This is a genomic window from Lawsonibacter asaccharolyticus (genome assembly GCF_022453915.1).
In the GTDB taxonomy this organism is placed as follows: Bacteria; Bacillota; Clostridia; order Oscillospirales; family Oscillospiraceae; genus Lawsonibacter; species Lawsonibacter asaccharolyticus.
This window is the reverse complement of record NZ_CP091870.1, coordinates 1235110-1251071: the sequence shown is the minus strand read 5'-3', so window position 1 is coordinate 1251071 and position 15962 is coordinate 1235110. Positions and strand designations below refer to the sequence as shown.

Annotated in this window: 20 protein-coding genes; 14 read left to right on the top strand and 6 right to left on the bottom strand. The window is 54.8% G+C overall.

The features are described 5' to 3' along the window. Positions 1 to 67: 67 nt before the first annotated feature. From L9O85_RS05920 to L9O85_RS05910, 3 genes are all read right to left on the bottom strand, one after another. Positions 68 to 949 carry a helix-turn-helix domain-containing protein gene (locus tag L9O85_RS05920; protein WP_119346883.1) on the bottom strand — a complete coding sequence of 294 codons (882 nt, stop codon included), beginning with the start codon at positions 947 to 949 and terminating at the stop codon, positions 68 to 70. A 38-nt stretch (positions 950 to 987) separates the two neighbouring features. Continuing rightward, positions 988 to 1236: a heavy-metal-associated domain-containing protein gene (locus L9O85_RS05915; protein WP_119346884.1), complete on the bottom strand. Its 249-nt coding sequence runs from the start codon at positions 1234 to 1236 to the stop codon at positions 988 to 990. 82 nt (positions 1237 to 1318) lie between these two features. Next, entirely contained in the window at positions 1319 to 2101 is a 783-nt protein-coding gene (locus L9O85_RS05910; RefSeq protein ID WP_119346885.1) for a ZIP family metal transporter, read from the bottom strand. A 448-nt stretch (positions 2102 to 2549) separates the two neighbouring features. Here L9O85_RS05910 and L9O85_RS05905 point away from each other — a divergent pair, with 448 nt between their 5' ends. The 8 genes from L9O85_RS05905 to L9O85_RS05870 all read left to right on the top strand — a co-directional run bounded on the left by L9O85_RS05905 (position 2550) and on the right by L9O85_RS05870 (position 7526). Next, positions 2550 to 2939: a sigma-70 family RNA polymerase sigma factor gene (locus tag L9O85_RS05905; RefSeq protein WP_119346886.1), complete on the top strand. Its 390-nt coding sequence runs from the start codon at positions 2550 to 2552 to the stop codon at positions 2937 to 2939. Positions 2940 to 3167: 228 nt separating this feature from the next. Beyond that, complete coding sequence (locus L9O85_RS05900) at positions 3168 to 4268, top strand: AAA family ATPase (RefSeq protein WP_301579886.1); 1101 nt, start codon at positions 3168 to 3170, stop codon at positions 4266 to 4268. Next, complete coding sequence (locus L9O85_RS05895; protein ID WP_301579885.1) at positions 4265 to 4591, top strand: hypothetical protein; 327 nt, start codon at positions 4265 to 4267, stop codon at positions 4589 to 4591. The genes L9O85_RS05900 and L9O85_RS05895 overlap by 4 nt, the downstream gene beginning before the upstream one ends. A gap of 133 nt (positions 4592 to 4724) precedes the next feature. Then, the gene (locus L9O85_RS05890; RefSeq protein WP_301579884.1) at positions 4725 to 5138 is read left to right on the top strand and encodes a plasmid mobilization protein; all 414 of its coding nucleotides are present in this window, start codon (positions 4725 to 4727) and stop codon (positions 5136 to 5138) included. Between the two features lie 21 nt (positions 5139 to 5159). Continuing rightward, a complete protein-coding gene (locus L9O85_RS05885) occupies positions 5160 to 6521 on the top strand; it encodes a relaxase/mobilization nuclease domain-containing protein (RefSeq protein WP_119346888.1) in 1362 nt (453 codons plus the stop codon). Positions 6522 to 6557: 36 nt separating this feature from the next. Further along, positions 6558 to 6842: a hypothetical protein gene (locus L9O85_RS05880; RefSeq protein ID WP_119346889.1), complete on the top strand. Its 285-nt coding sequence runs from the start codon at positions 6558 to 6560 to the stop codon at positions 6840 to 6842. A gap of 84 nt (positions 6843 to 6926) precedes the next feature. Then, a complete protein-coding gene (locus tag L9O85_RS05875; protein WP_301579881.1) occupies positions 6927 to 7106 on the top strand; it encodes a hypothetical protein in 180 nt (59 codons plus the stop codon). A 48-nt stretch (positions 7107 to 7154) separates the two neighbouring features. After that, the gene (locus L9O85_RS05870; RefSeq protein ID WP_301579879.1) at positions 7155 to 7526 is read left to right on the top strand and encodes a TnpV protein; all 372 of its coding nucleotides are present in this window, start codon (positions 7155 to 7157) and stop codon (positions 7524 to 7526) included. A 48-nt stretch (positions 7527 to 7574) separates the two neighbouring features. Here L9O85_RS05870 and L9O85_RS05865 read toward each other — a convergent pair whose 3' ends face one another. From L9O85_RS05865 to L9O85_RS05855, 3 genes are read right to left on the bottom strand one after another with little or no spacing between them, the layout of a single operon-like run. Beyond that, complete coding sequence (locus L9O85_RS05865; RefSeq protein WP_301579878.1) at positions 7575 to 8600, bottom strand: virulence RhuM family protein; 1026 nt, start codon at positions 8598 to 8600, stop codon at positions 7575 to 7577. Between the two features lie 11 nt (positions 8601 to 8611). Continuing rightward, complete coding sequence (locus L9O85_RS05860) at positions 8612 to 9520, bottom strand: hypothetical protein (RefSeq protein ID WP_301579876.1); 909 nt, start codon at positions 9518 to 9520, stop codon at positions 8612 to 8614. 56 nt (positions 9521 to 9576) lie between these two features. Next, positions 9577 to 10509 (bottom strand): sigma-70 family RNA polymerase sigma factor, encoded by a 933-nt coding sequence (locus L9O85_RS05855; RefSeq protein WP_301579874.1) that lies wholly within the window; start codon positions 10507 to 10509, stop codon positions 9577 to 9579. Between the two features lie 153 nt (positions 10510 to 10662). On the opposite strand from L9O85_RS05855, the gene L9O85_RS05850 reads away from it, so the two are divergent. The 6 genes from L9O85_RS05850 (at position 10663) to L9O85_RS05825 (ending at position 15942) form a co-directional block, all read left to right on the top strand. Further along, on the top strand, positions 10663 to 10971 hold the full coding sequence (locus L9O85_RS05850; protein WP_301579872.1) for a transposon-encoded TnpW family protein: 309 nt from the start codon (positions 10663 to 10665) through the stop codon (positions 10969 to 10971). After that, the gene (locus tag L9O85_RS05845) at positions 10962 to 13019 is read left to right on the top strand and encodes a recombinase family protein (protein WP_301579871.1); all 2058 of its coding nucleotides are present in this window, start codon (positions 10962 to 10964) and stop codon (positions 13017 to 13019) included. Before L9O85_RS05850 ends, L9O85_RS05845 begins: the two co-directional genes overlap by 10 nt. 69 nt (positions 13020 to 13088) lie before the next feature. Continuing rightward, positions 13089 to 13718 (top strand): CHC2 zinc finger domain-containing protein, encoded by a 630-nt coding sequence (locus L9O85_RS05840; protein WP_301579870.1) that lies wholly within the window; start codon positions 13089 to 13091, stop codon positions 13716 to 13718. Further along, entirely contained in the window at positions 13690 to 14991 is a 1302-nt protein-coding gene (locus L9O85_RS05835) for a DNA primase family protein (protein ID WP_301579869.1), read from the top strand. The genes L9O85_RS05840 and L9O85_RS05835 overlap by 29 nt, the downstream gene beginning before the upstream one ends. A 516-nt stretch (positions 14992 to 15507) precedes the next feature. Beyond that, positions 15508 to 15723, top strand: a complete 216-nt coding sequence (locus L9O85_RS05830) for a DUF6471 domain-containing protein (protein ID WP_301579867.1) — start codon at positions 15508 to 15510, stop codon at positions 15721 to 15723. 12 nt (positions 15724 to 15735) lie between these two features. After that, on the top strand, positions 15736 to 15942 hold the full coding sequence (locus tag L9O85_RS05825; protein ID WP_256129697.1) for a DUF3847 domain-containing protein: 207 nt from the start codon (positions 15736 to 15738) through the stop codon (positions 15940 to 15942). Positions 15943 to 15962 lie beyond the last annotated feature (20 nt).

Here is a 15962-nt window from a genome sequence, read left to right as displayed (position 1 = left end):
CGTATTGAAGTATTATAGCAGACACCCTGTGTAACTGCATTGCCAAATCAGCCGAGTAGCTGCCTATTCAGACATTTTTTCGGTATTGGCCCGGAGTCACTCCATATTGTTGGCGGAAAGCGGCGGCAAATTGACTGACGCTGCTGTAACCCACCGCTTTTGCCACTCCTTCCAGATTTAATCCGGACGTGTTCAGCAGTTCTGCCGCCCGCTCCATCCGCCTCTGCCGCAGCCAAGTGTGAACGGGCAGACCATACAGTTGGCGGAACGCCTCCTTAAACGTGGTGGCGGAGAGACAGGCCCGGCGGCTTAGGGCAGGGATGGTGAGAGACTCATCCAGATGCGCTTCCATGTACCGACGGGTCTCCGCCAGAGACCGAACAATATTCCGATTTGGCATCGAACCCGGGATAGTATACGTCTCCTGTTCATCCTGGGTGGAGAGCAGATAGAGCAGTTCCACCGACTTCCACACGCACCAGCGCGCCTGCTCGCTTTGGGGAAGACGGTCCAAGTTGGCAAAAGCCGCCCGGCTCCAGTTGGTGGGACCCTCCACGGCGCAGCCACCCCGGCTGGCCATCCATCGCCGCACCCGGCTTGTGTCCAAGGTCAGACCGCCCAGCAGGTTGCAGATAGTTTCCAGGCTCTCTCGGGCACCCCGGGCATCTACCGCCACCAGGACGCCAGCCAGAGATGAGTCCACCCGGGCATTGGTCAGCCCAGAGAGGTCAGTGAGAATCAACACCTTTCTGGCGTCAGCGGTCAGGAAGGTTCCGTCCCGCCGGGTCAAGGTCACTGATCCCCCCAGGCAGAACAGGGTCTCAAAGTGCAAGGGGTCCAGCTGGAGGGGTAATGGGTGCGGCCCCTCCTCCAGAGAGAACAGACAGGCTCGGGCGCCGGGCATCACCTGGGTCCAATCTCCACGGTCTGCCAGAAATTCCGCCAGCAATATTCTGCCCCCTTTCCATCTGTCTGCATCCCGGCTCTTTACCAGCTGAACAGCCCCTTCTTTTCCCAGGGCTCCTTCCGGATCTCCCCCACCTCATAGCCGGTGGCGGAAATGGCAGCACGCAGGGCATCCTCGTCCAGGTCCGTCTCTGCAATCACCGTGGTCTCTTTTTTGCTCCGGGAGGAGGTGACTTTCTTCACTGGAAATGCTTTCCGAACCGCATCGTTTACATGGCTTTCGCACATGCCGCACATCATGCCGTCTACTTGGGCCGTGTACTTCCACATCGTCTATTCCTCCTGTCTATTCAAAAAGGTTAGATCACGCTAACTATTAGGCATGAAAAAGTGGTCGTTTTGGATGTCTCGCTTAGCCCAGTGCCACGTCCAGCGCCATCATCAGGGTGAAGCCCAGGGCGAAGGTCAGCGTTCCCACATTGGAGTGCTCCCCCTGGGACATCTCCGGGATCAGCTCCTCCACCACCACATAAAGCATGGCGCCGGCGGCGAAACTCAGCAGATAGGGCAAGGCTGGAACCACCAGCCCGGCGGCCAGGATGGTCAGCCCGGCGCCCAGGGGTTCCACCGCACCGGAGAGCACACCCCCCGCAAAGGCCCGGACCTTGCCCACCCCCTCCGCCCGCAGAGGCATGGAGATGATGGCCCCCTCGGGGAAGTTCTGGATGGCGATGCCCAGGGACAGGACCAGCGCGGCTGTCATCGTGATCTGGCCTTCTCCCGCCAGGAAACCCGCGTAGACCACCCCCACCGCCATCCCCTCTGGGATGTTGTGGAGGGTGACGGCCAGCACCATCATGGTGGAGCGCTCCAGTCGGGTGCGGGGTCCCTCTGCCTGCTGGCTCCGCTGGTGGAGGTGGGGGATCAGGTGATCCAGACCCAGCAGGAAGAGGATACCGGCCCAGAAGCCGATGACCGCTGGCAGAAAGACCCAGACGCCCGCCCCAGCGGACTGCTCCATGGCGGGGATCAGCAGGCTCCAGATGGATGCAGCCACCATAACGCCAGAGGCAAAGCCGGTGAGCCCCCGCTGCACCCGGTCCCCCAGGCCCTTCTTCAGAAAAAAGACGCAGGCGGCGCCCAGGGAGGTGCCGAGAAGCGGGACGAGCAGCCCCCAAGCTACTGCCAGTTTCATTCCAACTCCCTCCTGTTCTTTGTCTGCCGGGACAAGTTTTCTTTCTGCTAATTAAGAGCAATAGTTAGTATATGCTAACTTATATGTATTGTCAAGGACCACACGAGTATTGAATCATCTTTTTCTATTCTGCCTTTATATTTTTACCACCCTATAGGAGAATTTCATTCAGGGCACAAAGCCAATTTGCCCATTTACATTGTAGATTCCATCGTATTCGTATTCTTATTGACAAAAAGAACTTTTGTTCTATACTGGACACAGGCGAAAGCCGAAACTCGCAGCTTTCCGGTGAGGTTCACACCCCTGTGAACCTCAGGCATTCATGGGCCTCGTAGGGCACCAAAACCACCCTGAACGAAGGGAACATCCATGAAGGTCTTCAGTATTTGGCGCTGTACCGGCAGCGTGGGTGTGTACCTTTCCGTAGAGAGCGGAAAGGACACGAATGGACGACTCTGTCGTTGTTCTCTACAATGGTGAGCCAGTATCGGTGCCAAAGGAGGTTGCAGAATTTCTGGATCAGGAGCGGAAACGGGAGCAGGCGCAGGACAAGCGGGACGAGAGGCATCTGAGTAGAAGTGAGTTTGAAACGGTGCTGTCCTGCCTTGGAAACACCGATCCTCCCGTGGAAGAAACTGCGATCCAGGCCCTCCAGCTTGAAACTCTGCGAAAGGCTGTCCAAAAATTGGACGCCCAGGAGCAAAACCTGATCGCCCTGCGCTATGGTCAGGAGCTGACCATGGAGGAGATCGGGAGGCTCTGCGGCATCTCGAAAATGGCGGTATCAAAGCGGCTGAGAAGGCTCCACGAAAAGCTGAGGAGCTCTGTCACATGACAGGGCTCCCCAGCTTTTTTCTGTCTCTGGGCTTGCTATTCATAAGCTCCGCTCTCGTCCATACTGGATGGGAGCAAAATTTTTTCCAAAGATTTTCTATTTTCTGGTTTACAAACTGCTTCTGAGTGTCCTAATGGGTGAAGGACAAAGGTTCCGAATCGGAAAACCAGCTGATGGCCGCAGTTGGGATTGTCCTAAAACAAACTCAGAAAAGAAAGAAGGGCGAACATGAATCCAACCCCGTTGACCTATCTGGACGGCGAAACTCTGATAAGCACCGTCCTGCCGCCCATCCGCTTTGTCGTAGACAAACTGCTTCCCCAGGGCCTGCATATCCTGGCTGGAGCGCCGAAGGTGGGAAAATCCTGGCTGGCTCTGTGGCTCTGCCTGTGTGTTGCCAAAGGAGAGCCGGTCTGGAATTTCCCCACTCTCCGGGGCGGCGTCCTCTACCTCTGCCTGGAAGACAGCTATTCCCGCATCCAAAACCGCCTGCTGGACATCACAGACAACGCCCCAGCAGACTTGTGCTTTGCCACCGTGTCTGAGAAACTGCACAGCGGGCTGGAGGAGCAGATCGAGGGATTTCTTGGCGCACACCCAGATACTGCGCTGGTGGTCATTGACACTCTCCAGCGCATCCGGGCTGTGGGAAACGAGGCAAATCCCTACGCCAGCGACTACCGGGATCTGGGTGTACTGAAGGAATTGGCAGACCGGAACCGCATCGCCATTCTGCTGATCCACCACCTGCGGAAACTAAACGATGAAGACCCCATGAACATGATCTCCGGTACCACCGGCATCAGCGGCGCCACGGACACCAACCTGGTACTGAAGAAAGGAAAAAGGAGCGGCAGCGCCGCCACTCTCTACTGCACCGGGCGGGACATCGAGTACCAGGAGTTGGCCCTGGAGTTCGACCAAGACGCCCATGTATGGAAGCTGGTATCCAGCGGGGAATCCACAGAAGAAGAACAGGACAAAACCCTGGCTTCTCTCTCTGCTTTCCTCGCGGAGCGCCGGAAATTTACCGGCACCGCCACGGAGCTGGCAGAGGCGCTGGAGCCCTATTGCAGAGAAAAAATGCGTCCCAATGTGCTGATGAAGTACCTGCTCCGCCGCCAAGAGGAGCTGTCCCGCATGGGAATCGCCCTCCAGAACAGGCGGACTCGTGACCGACGCGAGCTGGCGTTGACACGTGCCTGTGACAGCAATGACGGCAGTGACGGGAAAAACGATATGGAGCCAGTGCCGGATTTGTTGTCACAACCGTCACAGCTGTCACGGAGCCATGCAGTTAGTTCCAACGAGAGGAGAGCGAACAAATGAACCTGTTGGAGAAAGATCTGAAATTTCTTTTGGATACCCTGGCGGATCGCTGCACGACGGAAACCATGCGCTCCGTCATGGATACGATGAAACAGTCTATGGATGACAGGGAGATTCCTCCAACGGAAACAGTGAGATCCTTCATCCAACACCCGGAACAGCCGACGGATTTGACTGCTTTTCAGCAGGCCCTTGCAATGGACAACCTGCTGGAACAGGCGGAAGTAAATTTCCGCACGCTCTGCGATCTGCTCCGCTACCACTACTGGAAACAGGCTGGAGCGGTCAGCTCCGTAGACGAGTTTCTGGAGCTGTTCCGGTAAGACGCTGAGTGGGTACCGATAACGGAGATTCCTCCCTTTCGGGAGGGCAAGCATCGCGTCCGGCTATACGCCGGCCGCAGTTCCGGGGCGCTGCCCCGAACCCCGGCCCCTGAAGGGGAGAAAGGAACGATAAATGCAGAGAGAAAAGAAAACGAAAATCGTCACCCTGCGGGTGACGCCGCAAGTCAAAGGGCGCATCCGGGCCAAGGCACAGGAGCTGGGCCTGACCGTCACCGACTACCTGTGCCTCTGTGGGCTGGGCAAGAAGATCGTCCAGGTGGACGGTCTGGATCAGGTGCTGTCCGAACTGAAAGCCCAGGGACGAAACCTGAACCAGCTCACCACCCTGGCCAACATGGGGAAGATCACCGTAGTATACGGGGACAGGCTGGCGGAGGGCTACGCCCAAGTCAGCGAACAGCTCTACCAGCTCCTGCGGGAGGTAAGCAATGGGGCCCCCGCACGAGCCCAGCAAAGCGGGTCGTGTGGGGAGAGGAGACACCCCGGAATGAGTGAGCTTTCAGCCGATAAGGCTGGAAGCGAATGATATGGAGGAGGTGTCGACGAGATGGCCACCTTCACCGCCGTCAAGAACCGGGGCGGAGGCCGAGGCGCGTTGGGCGGTGTGCTGCGATACACCCAGCAGGACGAAAAGACACTGTGGGAAGGGCAGCGGCTGGTGTCCGGCTGGAACTGCACCGCTCAGTCCGCTCTCTCCGAGATGCGGCTCACCAAGGAGCGGTATCGGAAAACGGACGGGCGGCAGTACTACCACTTCGTCCAGTCCTTCGCGGAAACGGATGACCTGACGCCCCAGGAGGCCCACGCCATTGCTCTGGAGCTGGTCCAGCGGGAGTTTCCCAACTTCGAAGTGCTGGTGGCCACCCACATCGACACCGACCATCTGCACAGCCACCTGATCGTCAGCAGCGTCTCTTTCCAAAACGGCAAGAAACTCCACCAGAGCGCCGCCGACCTCCAGGCCCATCGGCTGGCCAGCGATGAGATCTGTGCCGCCCACGGTCTGGAGATCCTGCCGCCACCTCAAAAGCAGATGAAACAAAAACGCATGAGCAGCCGGGAATACCGCTCCGCCGCCAAGGGCGAGAGTTGGAAGTTCCGACTGATGGACACCATCGACCAGTGCATGAAGTATGCTTCCACCAAAGACGAGTTCATTTCTCTGATGGAGAGTGAGGGGTACCAGGTGCGGTGGACAGACAGCTGGAAAAACATTACCTACACAACACCCAACGGTATGAAGTGCCGGGATGACCGGCTCCACGAAACAAAATACACCAAGGAGGTCATGGGACGTGAATTTCGAATCCGGGCGGAAATTATCTCTGGAGGAATTGAAACAGCTAAACCGATCCCAGTCTCAGGTACCGCCCAAGCCTCCAGCCGAACCCACGAGGCAGGACAGGGAGAATCTGCTGGCGGTACTCACGGCCCTGTACCGGCTGGAGAGCACCAACAGCGGCCGGCTGGAGCGCCTGGAGGCCAGCGTTGCAGCACAGGAGGCCCTGCTTCGGGGGTTAGGCCGGCAGGTGGGACAGCTGCCCACCCAGGCCCATCTGGAGGCGCTGGCGCGGGATGTGGCCCAAATGAGGGCGGAGCTGAAACGGGCTGGGAAGAAGAAAGAGTTTTCTGTTTCTCTGCCCAGTTTGGAGACGGCACTGTCCGTCCTGATCTGGCTGGCCCTGATTTTGCTGGGCACGCTGGTGGGCATGGTGGTCTTGCGGACGATCTGGTCCGGCTTGGCCGCGCTCTGGAGCGCGGTGCGGATGCTGATCCCGTAAGGGACGCCACCACACACCAGCACGGTGATAGAAAAGCCCTCCGCAGGGAGAGAGAGAAAAAGATCGCCCTTGGCCACAAGGAGGACGATCATGAGGAAGAACCAACTTGGCAGCAGACCATGAGCTGAGGCCAACCGTTCCCTGATATGGGAAGAAAGGCGAATATGAAAAAAGATTACGAGGAGTATCGGGACACCGGCGTTCTGGGCGGCTACCACCCGGAAATGGCCGTACTGCGGGAGCAGAGCGATGGGGAGGTCATGACGATATTTCGTGACACAGAGTATCACCAGCAGGAGCAGAATATGGAGTGCCGGCGGGAGATGCTCATCCGTGGAAAGGTGTTTCATGTGACCTCTGTATTTCCCAACCAAGCCATAGCAACGCCCACGGACAAGATGCTCTCCCTCATCGACGCGGAGTTTTCCGAAAAGGGCCACAGCGCCTGATGTTTCAGTAGACTTGGGGGAGCCGGCGGGGTATACTGTTGCTGCCCCATACCGGCTTGCCCCAGGAAAAGGAGGTTACAAAATATGGCAAGCCCAAAATATAATATCCTCTATGGCCGGCTCAGTCAGGAGGACGAGCGGCAGGGGGAGTCCAACTCCATCCACAACCAAGAGTTAATATGTAAAGGGTGGTTTCTCCCACCTAATACATATGACTGCGGCTCATTTGTGGTGAATGGAACAGCAGTTGTAGGAAAGGAGTAAAAAAGCCTTATAACCGCTGCAAATCAACACAAAAAGGAGCTGATTTTTATGAAATCCATCTTTGAAGAAATGGGCGGCACTTACCGTCAGGAGGGGGATTACCTCATTCCAAACCTTGCGCTGCCAGAGGAACCGGAATACCAGATTGGCAAGTATGGGCGTATGCGCCGCAGCTATCTGAAAGAACATCGTCCTGTTCTCTACGCAAACCTGTTCACAAGCGGAACGCTGCATCGGCACCTTGCCGAGATCGACCAAGCCTGCAACGAGCGTATGGAAATCATCGTATCTGCAATAGCGAAGCAGGAAGGCGTAACAGAAGCACTCAAAGCTGCCGATCAAATGGAATGGGTACGCCGCATGAACAGCATCCGCAGCCGCGCGGAGGAAATCGTTTTGACCGAGCTTGTATATGAATGACAAATGCCCGTTATCGGTTGCATGGCCGATAACGGGCATTTTTACACTTTAGTTCTTTTGTTCCGTGCTGGCTACCAGACGGTCAAAGTCGCTCTGATACAGCCGATCCTGAATGACACGGTACTGCTCAAACTCGCTTTCGGCAAAGGCTTTTGCAATGGCAGCGGTGACTTTTCCCTTATTTTGCAGAATCTCTGCATCGTTGAATTGCAGAAAAGCGTCCAGCTTGGAGGCCCAATCTGCCATGGTCATAGGGATATGCCGTCTGGCCTGCCGGGTGGCGTAGTCCAGATACATGGTGACGATTTCGTTCAGCTCCTGCATTTCATCCATGGATAAGTAATTTTTTGCAACGGACACATCTGCCTTGACAATCTTGCCGTCAGGAGCATTTTTCCATGAGGTCAGCCCCATGTGTTCCTTAGCGTGATCGGCTCGTGCCATAATGACCTCTGCCGCTGTGCCGCCATGGACGGCATAGTGCATCTTATTCTGAACTGTGGCAAAGAAATCCTTTGTGGTCTGGCTATCGAGAGAGTAGTCCACCGCGGTGGCGTAAATATCCGTAATTTTCTGATAGAAGCGTCGTTCGCTGGCCCGAATCTCCTGAATCTCGGAAATCAGGTGGTCGAAGTAGTCCTCATCAAAAATCTGCCCATTGATGAGCCTGCTCTTATCCAGCACATACCCCTGCTTGGTGAAGGTGTCCAGCACCTTGGTTGCCCACTGACGGAACTGCGTGGCCCTGCCGGAATTGATCCGATAGCCTACGGCTATGATGGCGGACAGAGAGTAGAACTTATAGTGATAGGTTTTTCCGTTATCCGCAACTTGTGCAAAATTTGCACAAGTTGCATCTTCGGACAATTCACCGCTTTCATATACATTTTTCAGATGCTTTGTCACAACGCTCCGGTCTACATCAAAAAGCCGTGCAATGGCCTTTTGGGTCAGCCAAACGTCGTGATCCTGTACCCGTACCTCAATGCCATCCTCATGGGCATCTTTCGTGAACACAAGGAAATCCACTGTGCTGTTGCGGATTTGCAGTTTATCCTTCTTGGCGTCTGCCATGTCGTTTCACCTCAATCTTCATCGCTGTTTTTCTTCCCACGGCTCTTATAGACATTATACTGATTTTTGCACCGGGGACTGCAAAATGCGGAATTGGAGCGGCTGCTCAGGAACACCTTCTGGCAATGCTTGCACAACCGCAGGGGCTTCTCCCCATCCACCAGCATGAAGCTGAACATCATCTGCACGCCCAGCAGCAGGGAGTGAAAGTCCCAATAGATGGTCGGCTTGTCCAGCAGCTCGATATGGTAGCTGGGCGCTATGCCGCCGAAGGCCGCCATGCCCTTGCGGTACAAATTCCGGGTATCCTCGTCGATGAGGTCATAGTCGTTATAGTACAGAATGGAGGTAGTCAGGGTGAAAGCCCAATCCTTGAACTGCTGTGCTACCCAGTCATAGGCTTCAGCATACTCCCGCTGGAAGCTCATGGTTTTTGCCATGGGTTCACTCGCAAAGGTCATGGTCAGTGCCACCATCATGTTATCGCCGGACACACTCCAACTGGACTCAATGCCCTTCTTGACCAGATCCAACTGGTCAAATGGATAGAACAGGGCAAGATAGTCCTCGGTTTCCATGGACTCCGCCTTGATGAAGTGGTTTTTCGGCAGATACACCTTTTCATAGTCCATAAAGGACGGCGTGGTAGGCAGCGCCGTCATCAGACCCAGCAGGCCGTAATGGGTCACAAACTCTAAGATAGCCTTCTGCACCTCGTCCTCCGGACTGCGGTTCATCATCAGCATACCCACATTCAGCGCATCCAGCACGATTCCCGGCACTTCCTTCAGAGGGTTATAAATGTCGGGTTTGGCATTCTTCCCCGGTGTGATATACCGCTTGCCGTCTACGGCGGTTTTCAGTTCATAGCGGTCATACCGCACCCAATGGGAACGGGACTGCTCAAAGAGATTCTTCATGGAACTGTTCCTCTCTGCTCGTAATCCAACTATATATTAACCATATTACTATTGTATCAACCGTCCTTGGCTTCGTCAAGGGCGGCTTTTTTCTTTCTCGGTTTGGTTTTGTTTTCCCGGCGGATCACGGCGTCTTTGCCCATGGTTTGCAGCAGTGCTTCATATTCCTCTACAAACTCGCGCTCCCGCAGAGTAATGCTGTAGTCCTTTTCCAGCTTTTCGCTCAGATGCTCATACATCCGCCTTTGCAGCTTTTTCTGAATGGTCATACGCAGCTTTCGGATATTCCGGTCGGACTGCCCACGGATGGCAGCAAGCCTTGTGGTGCTGTATTGCTTGACGAACAGGTAATACAGTACCTCCTTCTGTTCATCACTGAGGGTGAAGAAGAGCTTGGAGAGAAAACGGTTTGCTGTCAGCTCATGCAGCTCGTAGGGACAGGAGAAGATGATGTCGAGAAAATTTCCCTGACAGAGCTGGCGGAACCTTGGCAGATTCATCCAGAGGGGAGCAATTCTCGGCTCTGGCACGGCCTGAAACTCCAGTGGCACATCCCCGCGCAGGTTTTCGTGGTCACGCTCCCTGCGCTCCCGGTTCCTGTCCAGCTTGTTCCATTCGTCCACAACACTCAGAAAATCGGATTCCGTCCGCGCTGCTTCCTCCAGCCGCCGCAGAGCCTCTGCGCGAATTTCCCGCTTGAGCCGTTTTTCGCTGGTGGGCGCGGCTTCTTCCTCCTCGTCCTCCAGCTCGGCGGCATAGTCTCTGGGATACTCGTCCTGCTCCAGCTCACTCTCCAGCTCCAGCGTGCGTTCCTCTGCCAGCGCCTCCTCCAAGCGTTCATCCTCCGGCGCACCGTCAGAAGCGTCCACCCAATCGGCAAAGCTATCCTCATCCATTTCAAGGTCGGCTTCCTCTATTTGCTTCTCGGTATCTTCTTCCTCATCGGGAAAATCCTCATCCCACAGCAGTTCATCCTCCCATGGTTCCACGACAGCTTCACCTCCCGAAAAAATATTTTTCTTTTTCTCAAAAAACAGTTCCGATTTACACCTCGTTTTTCTCCTATTAGTGAAAGAGTAATCTAAGCACGAGCTACTGAGATTACTTTCTTAAAACACAGAGGAAAGAAAGGAGAAATGAGTATGGAAAACCAGCGCAAAGACATGATTGGCTTACAGCCAACGGAACCGAATTTATTATACCAAAAACCAACAAATTACGCAAGGAGGAAGCCTATGGAGCAAACGCAACAGGAACAGTTCATTATCCGGCGCATCGGCGGCACCACCTACAAGGTAAGGGTCGCATTCAGCGAGACGGCAGCGGAGACCATGGAGGAAAAGATTCTGCGGATGATCCGCAATGAAGGGGTTACAAACGACGGCACTTGTGGTATAATGGAAACACCACAAATGAGCCGTCAGTCTGAAAGGAGCGCCGAATGCGCATGAAACAGACTGAGGAAAAGATTACCGCTCTGTATGAGCGGCTGAGCCGTGACGATGACAATGCCGGTGACAGCAATTCCATCGTGAATCAGAAAAAATACCTCGAAAGCTACGCCCACCAGAGAGGCTACGCCAACTGCCGCCACTATACCGATGACGGATGGAGCGGCGGTAATTTTGACCGTCCCGCATGGAAGCAGCTGGTGGCAGACATTGAGGCCGGAAAGGTGGCCCATGTCATTGTCAAGGACATGAGTCGGGCCGGTCGTGATTACCTGCAAACCGGCTTTTACACGGAGGTGTTCTTCCGGCAGCACAGTGTCCACTTTGTGGCTATCGCCAACGGCGTGGACAGTGACGACCAGAACAGCAACGAATTTGCGCCCTTCCTCAATATCATGAACGAATGGTATCTTCGTGACCTGAGCCGCAAGCAGAAAACCGCCATTCGTGTCAAAGGGGAATCCGGAAAGCCCACCACCAACTGCGCCATCTATGGCTATAAGAAAGACCCGGAGAACAAATACCACTGGCTGATCGACGAGGAGGCGGCTGCCGTGGTGCGGCGTATCTTCCAGCTGACCATCGAGGGCAAAGGCCCCTACGACATCGCCCGCATTCTGTTTGATGACAAGATCGACACGCCTGCGGTCTACTTCGGCAAGCAGAACAAGGGGATCTGGAAAAGCAAGGAGGAGTTCCCCAATCCCTATAACTGGAGCGGCTATATCGTCGGGCAGATTTTGTCCAAGCCAGAGTATATGGGGCATACGGTGAATTTCCGTTCCCACAAGCAGTCCTACAAGGATAAGAATGCGGTGATGAATCCACCGGAGGAATGGCTGATCTTCGAGAACACCCACGAAGCCATCGTGGATGCAGAAACATGGGAGCTGGCGCAGAAGCTGCGGAAAACACCACGACGGCATGACACGCTGGGCGAGGCCAATCCCCTGACGGGACTTGTATTCTGTGCGGACTGCGGAGCCAAGATGATGAACCATCGCTCAAGAGGCGGCACGGAGAATAATCCCTATCCGTCGGACTTTTACGATTGCTCCACCTATACGCTGGCACATCAGAAACGCACCTACGCTTGTAGCGGACACTATATCCGCAGCAAGGTGCTACGGGAGCTGATTCTGGAAACCATCCGGGCTGCCAGTACCTTTGCCATCTCCGACCGGGACGCTTTTCTGGAGAAGGTACGCTCCGCCTCCCAGCTGCGGCAGGCAGAAGCGGCCAAGGAAACCAAGCGGAGGCTGAACAAGGACAAAAAGCGGATTTCTGAGCTGGATACCATCATCAAGAAGCTCTATGAATCCTTTGCCGTCGGGCGCATCACCGGCGACCGGTTTGACAGTCTGCTGGCAGAATATGAGGCGGAGCAGAAAGCACTGATGGAATTTGTCTCCGAAATGGAAACGCAGATGTCTGCTTTTACCGAGGACACCGACCGAGCCAAGCAATTTCTGGAGCTGGCAAAGAAGTATACGGACTTCTCCGAGCTGACCACACCTATGATCAATGAGTTCGTGGAGAAGATCATCGTCCACGCCCCGGAAAAGATCGACGGCGACCGGGTGCAGGAGGTAGAAATTTACCTGCGGTTCATCGGGCGGTTTGAGCTGCCTGTCACAGAGCTGACCGAAGAAGAAATCAAGCGACAGGAGTTCTTGAAGAAAGAACGCATCCGCAGCCGGGAGCGGTATCAGAAGCTGAAATCCGGCCAGCGTACCGTAGGTGTTCCGGTCACGCTGACCTGCAAGTGCTGCGGGCAGGAATTTGCGTCCAAGCGGACGAACACCTTGTTCTGCGGCCCCAACTGCAGGGCGAAATTCTACCGGCAGGAGGCGGCGGAGAGCCGCAGCCGGGAGTGTATCTGCGAAAACTGCGGCAAGGTGTTTACCACAACGAGGTCAGATGTGAAATATTGCGGTGACGATTGCCGTTATGCGGCGCAGATCAAGAGGCAGGGCGCACGGAAGAAAGCCTTGCGAGAGGCAAAAATTGAACCGGCAGCGCCGGAGAAAGAAACGAAATCAGCATAAGATAAGACGCAAACGGCGGCTTGCCCCAGGTCGGGCAGGCCGCCTTTTTTGCGCAGAAATGGAGGTACAATGAATCTTTTTGAAATTGTCAAATACGGCGTAAGCTGCCGGGAGGCAGCGGAGCGGTACGGCGTGGAGGTCAACCATTACGGCATGGCGCTTTGCCCATTCCACAATGACCGGCACCCCAGCCTGTATGTGGCGGACGACCACTATTATTGCTTTGCCTGCGGGGAGCACGGCGATGTGATTGATTTTGTAAGCAAGCTGTTCCGGCTCTCGCTGTATGATGCAGCGCAGAAGCTGGCAGCAGATTTTCACCTTACCCCGGACAAGCCGCCCAGCGCAGCGGCGCTCCACGCAAAGCGCATCCGAACAGAAGCACAGCAGCTCAGAGAAAACGAGCGGCTGTGCTTTTCTGTTTTGACCGATTACGCCCGTGTGCTGCGGGACTGGAAGGTTCGGTATGCGCCAAAATCTTCGGAGGAAGCACCTAACGCACGATTCGTGGAAGCCTGTCACAGACTGGACGAGACGGAATACTACTTGGATATTCTCACTTCCGGCGATTCCCACGAACGTACCGAAGTAATTCAGCAGCAGATGGCAGACGGCAAGCTGGACAGGCTGCGTCAGCGCTTAGAGAAAATTCATAAGGAGGAAACCGAAGATGGATATGACACCGCAGACGTGGCCTGAGTGGTACGACGGCAGGCACATCAATGAGGTGCTGTTCTGCCAGCAGTTTTTGGAGAAACACCCCATGAAATGTGTTCGAGGTCGGCTTTTCACCGTGGACGGGCTGATTGAGGATGAGGGACAGATCGGTAATCTCATTCTGGAAGAAATCTCCGGTGTGCTGACCGCCAATCTTTCCAAGACGGTTGCAAACTTACTTGCCAGCATTAAGCTGCAAGCCTATTCGCCGCCGCTGCCCATTGAGACGGACCGTATCCATGTTGCCAACGGAACCTATTTCATGGACGGCAGCTTCAGTACCGACAAGAGCTACTGCAACAATCGTCTGACCGTCTCCTACAATCCCAACGCGCCTACACCGAAACGCTGGCTGCAATTTCTGTCCGAACTACTGCAAGAAGATGATATTCCAACCTTGCAGGAGTTTCTCGGCTACTGCCTGCTGCCTACCACCAAGGGGCAGAAAATGCTCATGCTCATCGGCAAGGGCGGCGAGGGCAAAAGCCGCATCGGTCTTGTCATGCGTTCCCTGCTGGGCGACAGCATGAATACCACCAGCATCCAGAAGGTGGAGAGCAACCGATTCAGTCGCGCAGACTTGGAAAACAAGCTCCTGATGGTGGACGATGATATGGATATGAGCGCCCTGCCCAAGACCAATTATATTAAATCCATCGTGACCTCCGAGTGTAAGATGGACATGGAACGAAAGGGAGTTCAGAGCTACCAGAGCCAGCTTTATGTCCGCTTCCTCTGCTTCGGCAATGGTGCGCTGACCGCCTTGCACGACAAGTCCGACGGCTTCTTTCGCCGTCAGATCGTACTGACCACCAAAGACCGGCCAGCAGGCAGGGCGGACGATCCATTTCTGGTGGATAAGCTGCTGCGGGAGAAAGAGGGTATCTTCCTCTGGTGTCTGGAGGGTCTGCACCGACTGATTGGGAACAACTATCAGTTCACAGTCAGCAACAAGGCCAGAGAGAATATGGAAACTGTCAAGCGCAGCAGCAACAATGTGATTGAGTTTCTGCAATCTGAGGGCTATATCCGCTTTCGGGCAGACAGCGAGGCCAGCTCCAAGGCGCTGTATGAGGCGTATCAGCGTTGGTGCGAGGACAATGCGCAAAAGCCCATGTCTGCCAACCGTCTCAGTTCCGAGCTTGCACAAAATGAGCGGCTTTACAATGTGGAGGCCACCAACAATGTCCATGTTGGCGGCAAGCGGGTGCGTGGCTTTGTGGGCATTGAGGTGGTCAACCCGCTGCCGTATTAAAAATGAGAACCGGACTTCAAAAGTGCCGTACACGCCGTACACTCTGTACGGCTGTTTTCAACTTCATCCGCAAAATACGATTTTGCATGTGCGTTTGGTGAAACAATTCACGACAGGATGAAAGATTAACCGCTGAATCGGCGTCCGGTACACAAAACCGGCGTACAGAGGCGTACACAAGCCGTCTATGCCGTACCGAACCGTACACCGACGGCTCAATTTTTCAGCCCTGCAATCAATCCTTGTGAAATTCATGAAAATTTTTACTGCAAGCCGAACGCACTGCACCGTCCGGTGATTCACCAAAGTGTGAAACTGCTGCACTGAAATGCGGTATATCCCACCGTTCCGCATGACTTTATACAGAATGATGAAGCCGATAGGGTGCTGTTGCATACAGGGTATCACGGGCAGAAATCTGAGCGGATTTGCAGCATAGCAGATTTTTCACCCACAAGTACACCAGTATCACCTATACGAAATCACACTACACGAAATTATGGAGGTAAAAAACTGATGAAATCCAATCTGAGAAATGAAATCAAGTCGTACATCGTCCGTCAGGGACTGACCATGCAGGAGGTGGTCGATCTGCTGCATGACGAGCACGGCTGGTCTGACAGCGTATCTAACCTGTCCAACAAGCTCCAACGGGAGTCCCTGCGCTATGTTGAAGCTGTTCAGCTTGCCGATGCGCTGGGCTATGAGATTGTCTGGCAAAAGCGAAAGTGAGGAGGGATTTTTATGACAGATGCAGAGAAGAAGCTGCTGCAAGCGCAGCATCGTTTGGAGGAAGCGCAGGCACGGAACCGGGTCAAGGAACGAAAGGCTCGCACCCGTAGGCTCATTCAGGAGGGTGCGATCTTGGAGAAGGTGCTGCCGGAGGTGCGGACGATGGAACTGTCTGCGCTGAAGGATTACCTGATGCGGAAGCTGCCGCAGCACAATTGAATCCGCTGGGAGGTCTCCGG